Origin of the sequence: Bradyrhizobium sp. Pha-3 (genome assembly GCF_042258325.1) — a bacterium.
Lineage (GTDB): Bacteria > Pseudomonadota > Alphaproteobacteria > Rhizobiales > Xanthobacteraceae > Bradyrhizobium > Bradyrhizobium elkanii.
In genome coordinates this window covers 2,193,213-2,209,437 of record NZ_CP170151.1, presented here as the reverse complement: position 1 = coordinate 2,209,437, position 16,225 = coordinate 2,193,213, and the positions used below count along the sequence as shown (strand labels likewise).

General features: G+C 57.2%; 10 protein-coding genes. All 10 read right to left on the bottom strand.

Annotated features, from left to right (window positions below; translation table 11 throughout):
- Positions 1-3: 3 nt before the first annotated feature.
- The 10 genes from ACE10X_RS10475 to ACE10X_RS10430 all read right to left on the bottom strand — a co-directional run bounded on the left by ACE10X_RS10475 (position 4) and on the right by ACE10X_RS10430 (position 15,901).
- Positions 4-843: an IS5 family transposase gene (locus ACE10X_RS10475; protein WP_168859419.1), complete on the bottom strand. Its 840-nt coding sequence runs from the start codon at positions 841-843 to the stop codon at positions 4-6.
- 71 nt (positions 844-914) lie between these two features.
- On the bottom strand, positions 915-1,184 hold the full coding sequence (locus ACE10X_RS10470) for a hypothetical protein (protein WP_304498916.1): 270 nt from the start codon (positions 1,182-1,184) through the stop codon (positions 915-917).
- Positions 1,185-1,363: 179 nt separating this feature from the next.
- Positions 1,364-2,734: a hypothetical protein gene (locus ACE10X_RS10465; protein ID WP_304498915.1), complete on the bottom strand. Its 1,371-nt coding sequence runs from the start codon at positions 2,732-2,734 to the stop codon at positions 1,364-1,366.
- 109 nt (positions 2,735-2,843) lie between these two features.
- A complete protein-coding gene (locus tag ACE10X_RS10460) occupies positions 2,844-5,117 on the bottom strand; it encodes a hypothetical protein (RefSeq protein WP_304498914.1) in 2,274 nt (757 codons plus the stop codon).
- A 1,585-nt stretch (positions 5,118-6,702) separates the two neighbouring features.
- Entirely contained in the window at positions 6,703-7,503 is an 801-nt protein-coding gene (locus ACE10X_RS10455; RefSeq protein ID WP_168857684.1) for a hypothetical protein, read from the bottom strand.
- Positions 7,493-9,037, bottom strand: a complete 1,545-nt coding sequence (locus ACE10X_RS10450; RefSeq protein ID WP_375764177.1) for an FAD-dependent oxidoreductase — start codon at positions 9,035-9,037, stop codon at positions 7,493-7,495. Before ACE10X_RS10450 ends, ACE10X_RS10455 begins: the two co-directional genes overlap by 11 nt.
- A 791-nt stretch (positions 9,038-9,828) precedes the next feature.
- The gene (locus ACE10X_RS10445; RefSeq protein ID WP_304498911.1) at positions 9,829-10,002 is read right to left on the bottom strand and encodes a hypothetical protein; all 174 of its coding nucleotides are present in this window, start codon (positions 10,000-10,002) and stop codon (positions 9,829-9,831) included.
- 255 nt (positions 10,003-10,257) lie between these two features.
- Positions 10,258-11,799 carry a reverse transcriptase domain-containing protein gene (locus ACE10X_RS10440; protein ID WP_304498910.1) on the bottom strand — a complete coding sequence of 514 codons (1,542 nt, stop codon included), beginning with the start codon at positions 11,797-11,799 and terminating at the stop codon, positions 10,258-10,260.
- A 547-nt stretch (positions 11,800-12,346) separates the two neighbouring features.
- Positions 12,347-13,660 (bottom strand): Fic family protein, encoded by a 1,314-nt coding sequence (locus tag ACE10X_RS10435; RefSeq protein WP_168857686.1) that lies wholly within the window; start codon positions 13,658-13,660, stop codon positions 12,347-12,349.
- A 459-nt stretch (positions 13,661-14,119) separates the two neighbouring features.
- Positions 14,120-15,901 carry a hypothetical protein gene (locus tag ACE10X_RS10430; protein WP_168857687.1) on the bottom strand — a complete coding sequence of 594 codons (1,782 nt, stop codon included), beginning with the start codon at positions 15,899-15,901 and terminating at the stop codon, positions 14,120-14,122.
- Between the last annotated feature and the right edge of the window lie 324 nt (positions 15,902-16,225).

The window sequence follows — 16,225 nt, the reverse complement described above, 5'->3', positions numbered from 1 at the left end:
AATTCATGACTTGACGTTGGCCGATCTGGCGATGCGGCGGACCAGTTGTCGAGTTGACGCAATAAGGAGCCATGCTTCAGCCGAGGTGACGGAGGCCTCCCAATCCTTGGCAAGACGTCGGCAGCGGTTAAGCCATGCCAACGTTCGTTCGACGACCCAGCGTCGGGCAACAACAACGAAGCCTTTTGCCTCATCCGGGCGTTTGACAATTTGAATAGTGGGCCCGTCGATTCTCCGGAGCGCGTTCTCAAGCTTTTCGCCGGCGTAGCCGCCGTCAGCAAACAAGTGCGCAATAGTCGGGTAGCTCGCACACGCCAAAGTGACGACGGTCGGCGCACCGTCCCGATCCTGAACATTGGCCGGGTGCACGATGGCGCTCAGCAAATTTCCTTGTGTGTCGGTGACGATATGACGCTTGCGACCTTTGATCTTCTTGCCCGCATCAAAGCCGCGCGGCCCACCGCTCTCGGTCGTCTTGACCGATTGACTGTCGATGATCGCCGCCGTTGGTTGCGGCTCCCGTCCAGCAAGCCTGCGCGCGATTTCAACCAAGGCGTCATTGATCAAGTCCAACACCCCGCTGTCGCGCAGGCCATAAAAATAGTACTGGACCGTCGTAAAGGGAGGAAAATCCTTCGGCAAAAGCGCCCATTGGCATCCCGTCGTCGCAATGTACTGGATCGCATCCCATACCGATCGCATGCAGGTCTTGCGCGGTCGACCCACCTTGCTCCGCCCTGGCATCAACAGCTCGATCAAGGCCCATTCCGCATCCGTACAATCGCTTGCATAGCGCAGCGCTCGTCTGTCATGCTGACAGCGGGTGATTTCGGTCCAGGTCATCTGCTTCTCCGATGGCTTCGAACACCTCGAAGAATCACAACCTGCTGAAATCACCCAACTTTAATTTCCGGTCAGCCTCTGAGGCTCGTGTAATGGATCGACAACTCGGGACGTTCCAGGGCCAGGAACCATCGATACGGGATCGGAATGGTCGCCGTGCCCTGCGATGTATGGTGAAACCAGTAGCGCTGCCGTGAAGTCCAATTCTGCGGCAGCCAATACGCGCTTTCGATCTTTGACGGCGCGGGCAGTGTAGCAGGCAGCAGCTGAGCAACCAGATTTGCGTCGTTCTTGATCTTGAGAGCCGCATCGCGGAGCTTCTCCGGCACGAAATACGCCATGCCTACTGACGCCACCGCGACCAACACGATCACAACTAGTAGAGCGATGACATGAGGCCACCGCCTCACCAGCCCAGCGACCCAAGAGCGGAAAGAACGCGCCCCCATAGTACCCCTCCATATCTCTATCTCAAGTCGCGCCTTCTGCCGCGCGAGCGCACCGGCCGAAATGGCGCTGACTACTTGTTCAGCAACTGGCTATTGATGAAGGCGACCACGTCAGCCGTCTCTGCTGCGGCACGCCGGGTTATGGTCGCGGCCGCCGCGCCACCATGCAAAAACGACGGAAACCACCCGAAATTGCGAACATTCCAGTTTTCCTTCGGCAGCACCGCTGGGTTCACGCCTGGCACAGCAAAATTCTGTACTTTCCTGGCGAGTGGCTGCGCCGTCTCAGTGTGACAGCTTACGCAGTCGGTATTGAAGAAATGGCTCTTCTTCGGATCCGCAATGATATTGACGATCTCGAGTACGCGGTTATTGGCGACGTTGGCATCGATAAAATCGGCCGTCGAAACGCCCTTACGATTGGCGGGCGGCAGGGGCGGTGTCTGCAGCGCTGCGTGGCGACATGTCATTGGATTTTGGTTGTTCGTGACAGGCCGCGGGACGACGTGTGTGCCACTGAGGATGCTGAACATCTGTGCGGCATGCAGGCCATCGAGCGTCGGACCAGGCACCGCTATCAACCCGGCCTGTGGAACCCTAAGCATCGAGACAAACACCCAGGGTTCGGGCGGTGAAATACCCATGATAGCCATGGTGTTGAGGCGCTGCGGCGAGAGATGCTGTTCCAGCAGGGCTTTCACCGCATCACGAAACGGCTTCGCGGACGCCCCGACAAGGCCTGGATGCACGTTCATGCTACCTGCAGTCGAGACTTTGACATTGCCGAACTTTCCTGCAGCAAGTTGGTCACGCAAAGACGCAACGTCGCGAACGATTGCCTTGAAGGCCTCGTCATCGGGCTTGAATCGCGGGAATGGCGCACAGCCATCGAGGGGCGGATCGGGATCGAGGTTGAAGCTGAAGATGAGGTGGCCTGCCGTGTCATGGACCTTAAATCCGTCGGGTCCATTGGTCACGGGCTGAATGATCAGGCGGATTTGCGGCTGCCGGCCAAACTGGGCGATGACGTCTGCAGATAATCCCGGTGCTCCCGGATCGATTCGGATGCCGGCGACAAACCAGGCATCAATCTTTTTCACGACATTGGGCAGGGCAATGCGGCGCGTGCCGGCGTCCGGCGCGCCTGGGCGTTCGGGATTTTCGGCGTTTGCGACAAAGCGCGCGAAATCCTCATCCGAAAAAAGCCGCTGCGGAGCCGTCGCTGGACCGACAAGATCGGACACCGCGATCAGATTGACGAGGTCAGCCGGCGATCTGGGTGCAGGAAACAGGATAGATACGTCGTTGGCTGAAAGCGGCTTCGATGCCGTCTGAGCCTGGCCTGCTGCGGCTCCCGAAGCAACGGCAAACATCAGCCCGGCGACAGACAGCCCTTCAAACAGTCGACGAAGCTTCGACCGGCATCTTTCACCTTTTGCCATCTTCGGCAATTCTCCTCTAAAACTCAACGTTTCCAATGTCAGATGAAGAAAGCGCAGCTTTCTAGCTTCGCTCCGTCGCATAGGGCCCCCTAGCAGTGGATCAGCCTTCTCAATCGCTACCGTAAAGTTTGCCTTGCAAGGTCTTGAGCTGAGTCGGATGTAACGCCTCTTCAATGCAGCCAAGGAACATCTCGCTTCGAGCTTTGACACGCTCACCGTCAGCCGGGCCATGATCCATGTCCGTTTGCAGCGAGCGCACGGCGATCCAGTCCTTCGAAGGATCCTTAAGCAACTCGAACAATGTTCGGTCTTGGTAGGGATGGAGACGGAAATGAGCGAAGGCAACTTTGGCTGAGATCTTGGCATCTCGCAGTGCGTCGGGAAGTGTGAGGAGATCAAGTCCCGCCAAGTCTCCAACCTGGAGCATGTGGTTCTGGGCTTCCTGATATTGCTCGCGTCCGACCAGTTGGTACATTCCTCGCGGACGAAACAGCCAACCGTCATCCGTTCCGGGCTGGTTTGCGAACGGGTTACCCTCGTAGCCGAGAACAAAGTTCGCGAGTTCCTTGGGATGGTTAAGCAATGCGTCCATGGCGACCGGCGGCTTGCTCGCGGCCGCCAGGTCAGCGTTGTTCTTGGCTATTCGCTCGCGCCATTTGCGTGGGAGTTGCAAGACCGCGCTATAAGAGAAGTTTTCGCTGCTGCGTGTAAAATCGGCACTGTCGTAGGAGATTGACCCGAGGATGTAGGCCAGGATGCGCGGGTCGGTCTCCTCTACGCGGTCCCATTCCTGCAACAAGGCTTTCACCTGCTCGGCCTGAAAATACGCCATATAGCTCTTTCGATATGGCGGCATGGATGGCGGAGCCGGCAAATCGTTCTTGAGTGACACCGCCAGCTGGTGCTCGTACGCAGCAACTTTGTCCTGGTATCTTTGATAGCCATGCTCCTGCAACCACTTGCTCTCATAACAAGCAAGCAGCGGCTGCGGTTTGATCTTTGGCGTCGGTCGATATTCCTTGTCCAGTTCGTCGGCGTAGGCCGCCTGGGCAAGTTTTGCATCTTTGAGCGTTTCAAATGCGGACGCGACAGACCCGTTCAAGAGATGAAACAATTTCACTTGCAAGCAATCAGCGTTGCTTTGCCTCTCGCGGGATTGATCGAAATCATCCTTGGGCACGCAATCCCAGAAGCGGCCGCTGCTCAGCGAGATGATGTCTGCGGTCTTCTGAGATAGCGTCCAGCCAAGCGGCAGGCTGTAGAACAAGCCTGTTATGTCCGTGCGGCCAAACGTTGGAAAGCGTTGCACGCTGGACGTTACATCGTTCTCCGGCCGGCGATCGATATTGGTCGCGTGATTAAGCGCCACATAGGTTCGAGAGGTGCGCGTGCTCAAAAGCGCGCGCACTGGCTCCATGAGTTCACCGAACATGAAGGAACCGTGATCTCCGAATTGACCGCTCACCAGCGACAACAGATAAATCCGGAACTTTGGCGCGTCAGAGGTCCCCTTGATGCTGTTGAGCCGCTCAATCAAATCAAGCGCGGTCTCGATTCCGGAATTCTCGACATATCCGCCGTCCACCAAGCGTACCTGTGGATTGGCGGTAATGCAGTCATTTCGCAAGGGAACCGTTGCTGCCGGTGTCACCCACGGAAATCGCGCGCTCGTAAACGCCGCTGTGCTCAGCCGAATCGGCAGGGAGTGGCTTGCGACGGTTTGACCGATCCCACTCCCGGCGCGATCAAGCGTTGCGAGAATACAGAGGTCTCTGTCTTTGGAGTGTAGCGGATCGATATCGAAGGGCGAGATCACGACCCGCTTTCCGCTACCGGCATCTGTCGTATTCAACAATAGCGCCGGCATATTGTTGCCTGGCGTCCAATGCGACTGAAACTCGGCCTTTAGCAGATTGGATTGATCGTTGATGCCCCTGTGGGTCTTGAGCATTCTGTCTGTCGCATTCTCCAGCGTGTATTCCAGAAACCGTGCGCGATCGAAACTTGGAATCGCAACCGGCGAAAACAACTGGGTGAAATCGGTAAATAGAAAGCCCGCAACCAATGGCGAGAGAAAGTCCGTATCCAGGACGCTTGCAACGCGTTGTTCCACCGGTCCAGATGCATCGATATCCTCGGCGCGGCCAACGCCTGCGAGAAAGTCCGCGATTTTCGGGCAGGTCTTTGCGTCGGAAGCGATCGCATCAAGTGGCGCATTGTCAGCATGAAGCGCAGCCGCGAAGATTGCCGAACCGACGCTTCCGCCGGAGACGCCGCTTATCGCAAACAGATGCTGCCGAAATGCCGGACAGAGATCCTGCATTCTGGCGAGAAAACGCGCTGCGTTGTTGGCTGCGTAGATACCGCCACCCTGGGCAGCCACAATGAGTACGAGATTCTCCGAGCCGGTTGGCCTCGGCCACCCGCGATTTTTGCAGAAGCCACTGGCGAAATGCTTCGACTGCAGAAATGCGCGCCTTCTCTTCGGCCTTGCCAGCGGCTTGGGCTACGGTGCGCAGCCCATGGTCGTCACTTCCAAACAAGGAGGCAACCAGGAACAAGCCGCCAAAGACAACCGGTATGAATGGGAAATTGAATCTGATCGTCAGTAGCGCAAAGTGCGTGGTGAGAGCCACCACGCACATCGTAAAAAGAGCGATCACGCCGAATGATCCGACGAATTGCGCAAGGCGATCGGGAAGCAATACGAACCCCGCCGTCAGCATGGCGATGGCGCCGATCGTGAGCGCGAGAAATCTGTAGCGGATGAAATAGGCGTTGTTGGCCCGGCTGGCGAGCTCAGTCGAGCGATCTCTTGATCCCATCCGCCAGGCGAACATGACAAAGCAGGCGAGCAGGACCAACATGGCGAAGGCGAGGATGAGCAGCATGTTCCGCTCGAAGGCGAGCGCCTGGTCCTGAATGCGGAAGATACTCCCGACCTCCTCGACCTCACCGATCTTTTCAGCCGGGCGCGAGGCGAGTTGACCTGCGGCCGCAGCGACGATCGGCAACGCTCCAAGCACAACAGGCGCAAGTTTTATATAGAGAGCCAGCCGGCCCGTAGCGCGCGGGATCAGAGGAAGGGTCGCGGTGGTAAGCTGAAACGCGGACGCCCAAACCGTTATCGCGATCACGCCAAGGGCGATAAACTCCCCGACCGTAACCCACCCAATGTCGTCAGCGGCGATCCGGTAGAGCTCCTGAATCTGATCCGGCAGGTAAAGCAAAACTGAAATGGCCACCGACAGAACAACAATCCACCGAAGATTGCGCAACAATGTAAAAAGCTGCTCGCGCACAGTCATCGCGCCACCTCCGAACACTGCCTAACGGGATAGCCCGAGCGAGCAAAATCGACCTAAATTCCGAAAACACTCGTACCGGTTCTCATCGAAAACATGACGCCGGAGATTAGGGGCGCCTGCAATAATGACGACTGACAAATTATCGTAACGCGCGTCGAGAATTGATAACTTAACCTGCAGTAGTGGAGCGATTTATCGATTCAATCTGCTGGACGGTCAAGAGATTTTCGACACAAATGACTAAATCAATGGTGTCGATGTTTCGCACCTGGGATTCACCAACTTGCGCGCTTTTTCTTCACTCACTCGTTCAGAACGCAAGAAATCGGCAGCGTCGCCACTCTCCTCCATATTCGATTCTAACCGTGGATCATCATCAATCGATGTATGCCTCAAGGCTTACGGGCACCGGGCACCTACTGGTTCGCTTAAACAACGCGTCAAGACTAGAACTCCGTTCCGCTCCATCGCAACGGCAAAGGCTCAGTCTCGTGGTGCACCCGCAAACGTGACTCGGGCCGGAAGCCGGACTCGGGAGTTTATCTTTGGTGCCTCGGGCGCCTGGCCGGCGATAGCTTGGTCCCGGACGTGCGGCCAAAGACCCGAAGGCCAGCCGGACGGAGCTGTTCGACGACTAAGGCGCGGCGCCCGGCGGCCGCATCACTTCGTGCGGTTCTTCTCGGCCGCGATGCGCACCATGGGCCAGTCTTCTCCGAAGGTGACGAACGAAAGCGACTGCTCTTTCGTCAATTCCTCGACGGGAAGGATTAGATTCTCGCGGCTGTTTCGTCCGACTATGAATCCGGACAAAGCTCCAGATTTCGATATGACCGGAGCGCCGACGCTTTGCTTGTTCGCGAATGGACGACCACGCGACGTGGCTAGGCCGCAATACGGCAGGCAAAGGTCCGCTTCCTTGCCGTCCTTGATCCGCACCTTGAACAATTCGCCGGTCAAGCGACCAAGCTTGTTGTTCTTGGCCCTGGACTGCTGATTGCGACGCGAGCCTGAGGACGCTGGAGAAACCTCTTCCGCGTTGACGCGTCGAACCCGGAAGTTCGGTCGATCCCAGAGGTTGCTTCGGAAGTCCCGTACGGTAACCATCTTTTCGGACGACTGGACCGGATCGTTGAAAAGCGGGGATGCCTCGAGCTGGACCGCTTGGAAGCCGACGTGGGGCGACTTGGCGCCCAGGACGTCGGCAACCGGAACGAAGTGGCCGACCCGGACATTCGACCGCCCGGGACCGCGAACCAGTTCGCAAAGGCCAGAATCCACCTTGCCCACCCGGGAATGCGGCGTCATCAGCGCAAAGACGGCAGGCCCCTTTCGGACCAGGGCCGACAGCATCATCTTCGCGCCCTTCTTGCCGTCGATCTTGACCCTGACCAGGGTGCCTATCCGCAAGGCATTGGAGCTGACACTCGACGGTTCGCGGAGACCTTTCAGCTCAGTCTTCATAGTCGATGTCTCTCGTCGTGTCGGGCTCGCCCAGCTCCACCAGAACAGGTCCGACCATCAACGGGAATAGATCGAACCTTTCGGCTCGTCTGGTATCAGCCGTAGGTAAATTTACTTTGATCGGCTCGCCCTCGATGTTGGTTCGCAGCATGCGGATATTCGAGAAGTCCAGATCGTAGGCCCTGGATATCAGATCGAGTGAACGCTCGAGGGAATCCGCCAGCACTTTCATGCTGATGGCGGCATTCCCTACTCCCTTACGGGTCCACGCATATTTCGAGGAGTCGTATCCGGGCAGTATGGCCGCATCGAGATGCTCGAAGGAAAGTTCCCCAAGACGAACCAGGTCCGGCTCATCAAGGATCTCTTTCGCGGCCGGTGGGGCGCCATGACGCACCATAACTTTCGCGAACCGCGTCGTCGGAGGCTCGATACATTCGGGCGTGCCGTTCTCCGGGACCATCGTCGCCTGATTGTCCACGGTCTTAAGGCTACCTTTCACATGCGTCACGCACCGCGCCGGACCATTGCTGAAATGGGAAAGGAGGAGCTTGTTGATGGGCGCGGCCGAAAAGGAATAGGCACTCTTGCTCTCGTGCAGCAGCGTGACGGACGGCACCGGATCTCTTTTGATGAAAGGCTCGATCTCCTCCGTATCTTCGTCTTCAAGATGTACGGTGGAATAGAATGGGCAAGGATCCTCGCTGTCTTTGTTCCCGGCCGTGACCCGTGCGCGCCGTTCTTCCTCGATCGCCCTTACATCCGTCTTCATCGGCTTCTTCGACAATCGCGCCGCCAAAATGTGCGCCGCTTTCGTCACGTCCTTCCCGAGGATCGGAGAAAGCGCGTCGATCAGACCGCCGTCGCCCGATCCGCTGACCATGACCTCGTCGCCGGATTCGATGATCGATGACGGAGACCAGTAGGCAGGGGTCTGCAGATTGCCGAACTGCCTTTCGGCCCCAAAGCCCGTGGCGATCACGCAGACATCGGCCTTCAGCTCGGTTTTCTGGGCGTCGGCAAGCTTGATCGTAAGTGGCGTCGCGGCGCGCTCGATCTCATCCACTTCGGCGTGGATGAACGCGACGTGCTTTGCGAAGCTCTCTTCCCATTCCTTCATCATCGCGTCGACGACTTCGGTGACCGGCGCTTGAGCCCAATTCAGGAAAGGCAGTTCGGTCGCGGGTGTCGGCTCCTGGAACGGCCAGAAGATGATGTTCGGATGGAGCTCCCGATGGATCGCATTACGGTAAGAGGTGAAATCCACCTTTTCCTTGTCCACGATAGTGACGCCGGCCCCCAGGCTGCGAAAGGCAGCAGCGATGGTCCTCCCGGCCACACCAGCCCCGACTATGCACACGCTTCGATGCCCCGGCGCGAGATGCCGATCGGAAATCTCCGCTGCCAGAGCAAGCGCTCGTAGCTGTTGGGAATAGAAGTTCTGCTGCGGAAGAAATGGATTGAATACGAAAAGGTTGTCTGTGAGCTTGCACGCCTCATAAACGTGCGCGCTGCGTTCTGCATCGATCGGCATGCGTCTTTTACGTTCGTATTAGCTCCGCCATCGCTCAGGACGCGACGGCTCGTGAAAAGGAGTTTTCAAAAGTCAGGAAGTATGTGCCACGACATGCGAGTATGCCGCGTCCGCAAAAACAATGATGGCCTTCTTCGTCCCCCCGAAGACACGCGACCCATCCCCGTTCAATCGGCCCAAGACAAAATAGTAACAACTGATAGTTGCGTAAAGCGATTTGTTGGACTACGGCTAAAAACAAGGTTGGTACGATACGCACAATCGATGGCTCGTATACGTGGAATTAATGCGTCCCGCGCCTCACCGCCAATTCCTGTGCTTACAGAGTTCGCCGAGCTTGCCGCCGTCGGGGGCCGGCACCTCCTTCGGCTCCGACATGATCGCGCCCCTCGGGTGCCCGAACCGGAGAATTTAAGACGGCAGGGATCGTCAGCGGCTCGAGCCATTCCTTGTGCTAGCTGATCTTGGATGGCATTTCTGACCACGGCAAATAACCCAAGTCGAGACGTTGCGCGCCACCAGTCAATACCCACACCAGATTACCCCTCGTCGCCAGGTGGCTCAAATCGTTCCAAACCGCCCAGCGCTTCCGAATAGCGGATTCAGGCCTGAAAGCGGGACATCGCAAGCCCGTATCACCGGGCACGTCGACGTACACCGCCGGCCCGGATCTAGCGCTCAAGACACCGGTCAGAACTTCCGCTGATCATCCAATCTCAGTACGCAATGAACAAAGGCCGCGTCGCCCTCGAGCGATCGAGCAACCCCTTCAGGCAAGCGAGGCCGCGTAGTTACGGCTCATAAAGAGATTTCCGGATGTCACGCAGCTCGTCCGCGTCATCCTCAACAATTGTCGCGAAGAACTTTCCGAGCAAATCTGCGACCACGTCCGATATCTGCACGGCCGGCTCCTCCACCGATTTCGCAAAGCGATGGATCCGCAAAGGAAGCGCCTCATGCTCCATTCGGTGGCCTGCACGTAACGTTTAACGATAGCTTCACGGCATGGCGATCAAGAGGAACTCACCGGCTTCGGACAAGGCCTCCCCGTATATGCCTTTATCGCATAGTCCGACGTTGGGCGGCGGCACAGATCGTCCCCATCCCTATGGAAGGCGACGCGACGGTTTTCGGCATCGCCCCGCGCGCGCGGCAAAGGATGTGCTTGCCGGAAGACGAATACATGAGCGGCCGTCGACACGCGGTGATACTCGTCGATGTCAACCTATCGTTCGCGATACGTAACGCCTTCGACCGGCTGCAGAGGTCCGCAACAGACCACAGGGGCTTAGCTGCGCTACGCTCAGCCAGTCGGTCAGCGCTTTGACGTGCACGGCGAAATCTCTGGCCTCGCTCGGTCCGCCTTTGTAGTTGATTCCGGCGACCGCGCCGTCCTCATCGAGCAGCGGACCGCCGGACATGCCCTGCGAGAGCTTTTGCGCGACCTCGATCATCGGAACGGCGCTCTTGATGGGCAACGACGTTATCAATCCGGATCGGACGTTGATCTTGTCGCCGGGGCCAAAGCCGGGAAATCCGAGCGCCGTCGTGTTGTCGCCAGCTTTGAATGTGCGCTTCGATATATCGAACTCGTAGTACTCGGTGGCAGGTATTTCGTGCGCGAGAACGGCAAGATCGCGATGCGCGTCATTTTTGGCAACCGTCACCTTGAATTTATTCGAAGGCTTGCTGGGGTGATAGACCGCGATCTCGGTCGCGCCGTCCACGCAGTGCCATGCCGTAACGAGACCCACCGACTTCAGGAAGAAGGCCGTGCCCTGCACGCTGCCTTCCGTTGCGTCACCGCCCCAATGCTCGACCACCCACACCGCACGCTCCCTGATCTCGACAATCGTGGGCAGAATTTCGAGTTTCTCGGATGGGAAGAGCTTGTTGTAGCGCGAGGCCAGACTGCGGAAAATCGGATCCGAAGGTCCCTTGATGTGCCCTACCCAGGATATCCGGCCGCGAAGATGCGACGCGAAGGCCGCTTCGCGACCATACTTGTCCTTGAGGGTCTTCTGAGCGACCGCAGCGCCCTGCTTTTCGACCACGAATAATGCTGCCCGGATGTTTCGAACGAATATTCGGTCGACATTGACGATTTCATTGATCTTCAAGCCGGTCACCGTTCGCCGCGAATGCTTGTCGGCGTAGTGGACCTTCTGTGGATTGATCGCGAAACCGTTGGACCGGAATGCTCCGCGAAGCCCATCCTTGAGCAGATCGGGCGAGAAATTTCCGGCCGGCGGCGGAGGGCCTTCGAACAACAAGGTCAACGGCTGGTAGCTGGAAAACGTGACGTCGTCGGCGTACCGGGTGTAGATGCAGCGGCTCTCCTTGGCGATCCTCTGCAATTGCTTGTCCATCCGGAAACAGATCATGTTGGAGATTATGGGACTGCTAGGTGCGCCTTGCGGCAGAACACCCTCGTTGCAGCAGATCCGCGCCAATATCTCAGCGACTCGACCGTCGATGCCGAGCGCGCTCATCAATCCGGAAACACGTCCTTCCGTAATGGCCGAAAAGAAGCCTTCGATATCCAAGTTCAATATGAACTTGCTCCGGAGATGCGCCGTAGCGCTCGTCTTGACCGAACGATTGTCCACAAAGCCGTGAACGGGATTCCTCGGTCTGTACAACGGCGCGAGCGAGGACGCGATCTTGGTCTGTAGCATCTTCAGCCGATGGTCCGGCGCGCTTATGAGGCGCTTCTTTCCTTTGCCTTTCGAAATCTCGAATACATCCGGCTGCGAAACCACCAGATCTTCTTGAGTTCGGCTGCCGATACGGCAAGGAACTTCAATAGTTCGGCTTCGCTGGTAAGCTCGTTCGGAACTGAACCTGGATCGGAGTGACGAAGAACGACGCGGGGCCAGGCACGAGGTCTCCCTTCCAATCACGCCAGGTATTCAGGCAGTAACGTGGCGCGCACGATCCTTGATCAGACTTTCGCTCTTACGCCGCAGTTACGACAGCGCGTATGCGAGGGGAGACCTCGTAATTCATCAATAGCAGAGCGTTCCGGGAACGCCACGCGTCAGTCCCGGAAATTCACATAGATATTTGCAGCGTTCCATTGGCATGGCCCGGACGCCGATTCCATTGCCGCGGACGAGGTTTCGATGCTCGCCGAACGAGACGTGGTGCCGGCGCGTGATTGTCGTCACGGTCTCTTCGGACATCGCGGGGTGGTCTTGCGGATTTCAGCGACCGCCGGCGTGAGGATAAACGCGCGCTCCATGACATTCCCAGATATCGAGGAGTTCAGACATCCGGCTTGCGCCCTGCAAGAGGTCATCCTGGGGTTTAAGGCGTGGATTTCCGGGCTGCACCTAATTTATCGTAGGTGTCGAATGTCTTCCGCCCGATGCCGTAGGCGACGTGATTTCCCTCGTTTAGACTTTCGACGATGTCTTTTGTCCGGCGCATTAGGGTCTGCTTTGTCTTGCCTACGTCCTTTTCGAACTGGGCGGAAAGAAACTCTTGAGCGTCTAGCCTGGCTCCTTGCTCGATCGATTTCAGGACGTACTGTTTGACGGCTTCGTAGATTTCGGCACGTCGCTTGAATTCCAACTCCGCTTCTTCACGGTCTCTTCCGACATAAGCATCGTAACGGCTCGCGGATGCGGCATAGCCCTCCGCATACGCTTCAGCGATCAGGTCGTGGCGGCCCAGTTCATAAAATGCGAGCAGGCCTTTAGTGTATTTGGTTTTGTCGACATTCATAAATGACAAGGGCGCCAAGCCTGCTTTGAGCAGCGGTACGTTGCAGATGACACGTCCGGTGCGCTTGTTCACATCCTCGAAGTACTGGAGGTAGCTAATCATCACCATCAGAAAGAGGCTTCGCTCAAAGGGATCGTCAATGAGAGCCTGCTTCTGCACGATGAGGGTGAGTTGATCCTCGAGGATTTGCGGAATCGCCAAGGGCATGTAAGCGGAGTTGCCCAGTCCAACGATTCGCCTTCTCACCGTTCCGCGCGCCGCCGGATCGATAAGGCCACGAGAAAGCAAAGAATGGACGTTTCTTATTTCACGAACATCCAATTCAATGTCACCGATGTTGTCGACGAGATAGGTAATCGCCTCCTTGTGATTAAGGATCATCTGAGTTTCATCGGCGGCCTTTCCTTCAGCGGCTTGGCCGTACTCGATGAGCACCTGCGTATCCAAGTATGAGTAGGTGTTTCCTTCCAGGCTGGACGAAGCGTAGGACAGATCGACAAGGAGTTTTTGCACGATAGCGCGCGAATAGGTACTCGCATCAGCTCTCACTCCCCCGCCAGCGGCCAAGAGTTGCTGCGAGACTTCAGGGTCCAACCAGCGCGTTTGATTTGGGACATAGTTCTCAAGGATGGACCGGTCGTAGCTGACGGCCTTTCGGCGCTCCGGCGGAATGCTGAAATATTGATTGTAGTTGTCCGCCTTGTATCGGGTATTTCGCCCCTTCCCCTCGACCAGCACATATCGATCTGCCTGAAGGGCAGATAGGCGCCTGGAGAGGGTTGGCTGGCTTATCGATATTCCGTTCCGCTCCAGGGCAGCGAGAATTCCGGAGGCAGTGTTTGCTCCGGTTTCGATGGCATCAAGGATGGCCTTATCTGTCTCGTTTAGGGTCATGGCCTGAATACAATGCTGAATTGATTGGAGTTGGGCCTAAGGGCAATTTCGAAGGGCGGACGAGCGCTAAAGCAGCGCTTGAATAGATATGCGAATAGAAACGCTTAAGATCAATCCAATCAAGCCCCTGAAACTTCTCTTATTTTCTATTTTACGAGCTGAGAGGTCAAAGTCTCTCGAAGGCAATCCTGCATGGAAAGTGAATTGATTAACGATGGGACTTCAACCCTTACGAATGGAACACTGAATAGAGAGGGCTTTTCGTCGCGTGGACAGGCAGCCCTTCTGCAGTTAAGGCACCCTTGGTTGTGACAGAAGCCACAATCAACCTACTCTGCGGTCTGACCGCCGTTCTATCGGCCAGCCGCCCACCAAGGCGAAAGCGGAAGGGGCCTTGGCGACGCCGCCGGCAGTGCGGTCGAAGCTACGCCGCCAGGGGAGCGAACGTCTCGCGCGAGTTTATCGTCTCGCACCCTCGCACTCCTGTCGAGTTGAGATGAACGTTGCTACGACGACGCCCCTGATTGTCACGATGCAAACTCCGACCTCCGTCCTGTAGCCATGGTGTTGCGCCAGTCTTACGAGTTCGCCCAACTGCCTGGCTTTGGATTCCACATCCGAAATGTTCGATCCGACATTTAGCAGCGACCTCGCGGCTAAATCGTCGGTCCTCGCTTGCACCGAAAGAATATCGATGATCTTCGAGGTTTCGAACCTCGACCTTTCGATGAGATCGGAGCCAATCCTGCTCCTTCCGCCGGCATCGGAAAGGCTGGACGCCTTCGACTTGGCCTCCGCGATCATGCCATCCTCCAGCGGGGAAATCACCGGATCGCTCCTTCCTCCGCGTAGACTTTGGAAACGGTCAAACAGCATCGATCCGTATCCTTGGATCCGACTCAGGGAACTTTTCAAAGACGCACCCAATTTCGTATCGAGCAAAGCCGACGATCTTCTTACGAGCTCGGACCTGGCGTCCGACGACGACACCACCCCCTTGAGGAAGTCGTCGACGAATTCGACCGCGGCCGCTCTTATGCCGTCAGTCAGGAAATCGTCGCTCATCGCCTTCAATATTTCGTCGATCACCTTGCCGGAGACAGTTTCTTTCACTAGCTCCGATATTGCTGGTTCGATGACCTCGGGGACCTTCGCGGCGTCGAGTGCAGTCGAGAGCAACTCTCGGATCGCACGCTGCCGCGATGAGCCGTCGCGTGGTCGTTTGAGGTCGTCCTCTGGAGGGGCCATTCCGCGTTGCCGCCCCCGAGGTGCCTCAAGAGCGGATCCGAGCTCGGCCAACTTGGACGAACTTGCCGCCGGCGGCACGTTCAGCATGTCGCCCGACTGAACGTGCCCCTCGAACTTGGCTGCGTTCACGGCCGTTCTTACCGCTATGCGCTCGTTCAGCCGCTCATCGGAATTCAGGACCCTGGCCTTGAGTTCGGCGTCCCAGATACCCGAACCGGCAGGCGGGGCCGGCGGGCGTGGTCCCGCGGGAGCGCCTGCGGGTCGCGGCCCACCCCAATCCCCGGGCGGCGGCGAAGTCCGGAAAAGATGGTCGTCCTGCTGGGTCGCCCTATCCAGCATGACCTTCGCGAACTGTATGGACACGCGGACAACGGCTCGTTTGTATGAATTGTCGATAGCATCGTGAGCTGACCGAAGTTCGACCCGCAGGGCGTTCAAGCCGCTAGGCGCAGAACCGTAGAAGGAGAACAGCAGGACCGCGACGAAGAAGGCGCCGACGACGTCTATGCCCTTCGATGCCATCTTCGAAAGTCGAGCCACCCTTGAGGAGAGAAGCGGGAAGAAGAGCAGGTTGAAACCAAGAACGAGTATGATCGCAAGGCGCGCCTTCAGAGCGAAGGATTCAACGCGTTCAATGATGTGTCCAGCCTCGAGGCTATTGTACCAAGCAAGAACGGTGCTCAGCCGCGGTGAGAACTCCGTCAGGAAAAGGTAGAATCCGATCTGCAGCAACAGGAAACATGTCGAAACGGCGCCGGTGACCACGCAGTAAGTGGTGAGTTTCGAACCGACCTCGGCGAGAATCGCGTTGCCGCTGTGCCTTCGGCAGACCGAGCGGATCGCAAACACGGAGATAGCCGAGACGATCAATACCCCCAACGGCAACAATCCGACGAAGGAAAAACCCGCAACAAACGCAAGCCAAGCGGGGATCAATATCACTGGAAGAACAAACAGCTGCGAGAATTCCCGCAGACGAGTTGAAACGCTCAAATCCGTCTCCTCCGCTCGGCAGGCCGCTCTATTGACTTTGAACTTCTGCCGGCGCGTCAATGAGACCCCTTCCTATCCAGGCGAATTCCTTCAAGCTCAGCCGCAGCATTGCTCAGACTCTGTGCGGACCTGGTCTCGAAAGGCTAAGCAAGGACAGTCTCCTTTGGTCGGAAAAATTCGGCGCAGGACATTGTCACACGCGACGTTATTGACAACACTTGGAGCCGCCAGCAATCCTTCAAAATATACCTTTAAGTTGTAGCACACCGCGGCGAATTGTTGGAGCGGCATCGCAGGTCCGATATTACTCAGCTCGAAATTATT

Excerpts from the sequence above, each read along its gene's own strand:
- ACE10X_RS10475 (WP_168859419.1), bottom strand. The coding sequence starts at position 843 with ATGACCTGGACCGAAATCACCCGCTGTCAGCATGACAGACGAGCGCTG.
- ACE10X_RS10470 (WP_304498916.1), bottom strand. The coding sequence starts at position 1,184 with ATGGCGTATTTCGTGCCGGAGAAGCTCCGCGATGCGGCTCTCAAGATC.
- ACE10X_RS10465 (WP_304498915.1), bottom strand. The coding sequence starts at position 2,734 with ATGGCAAAAGGTGAAAGATGCCGGTCGAAGCTTCGTCGACTGTTTGAA.
- ACE10X_RS10455 (WP_168857684.1), bottom strand. The coding sequence starts at position 7,503 with ATGAAGACTGAGCTGAAAGGTCTCCGCGAACCGTCGAGTGTCAGCTCC.
- ACE10X_RS10450 (WP_375764177.1), bottom strand. The coding sequence starts at position 9,037 with ATGCCGATCGATGCAGAACGCAGCGCGCACGTTTATGAGGCGTGCAAG.
- ACE10X_RS10445 (WP_304498911.1), bottom strand. The coding sequence starts at position 10,002 with ATGGAGCATGAGGCGCTTCCTTTGCGGATCCATCGCTTTGCGAAATCG.
- ACE10X_RS10435 (WP_168857686.1), bottom strand. The coding sequence starts at position 13,660 with ATGACCCTAAACGAGACAGATAAGGCCATCCTTGATGCCATCGAAACC.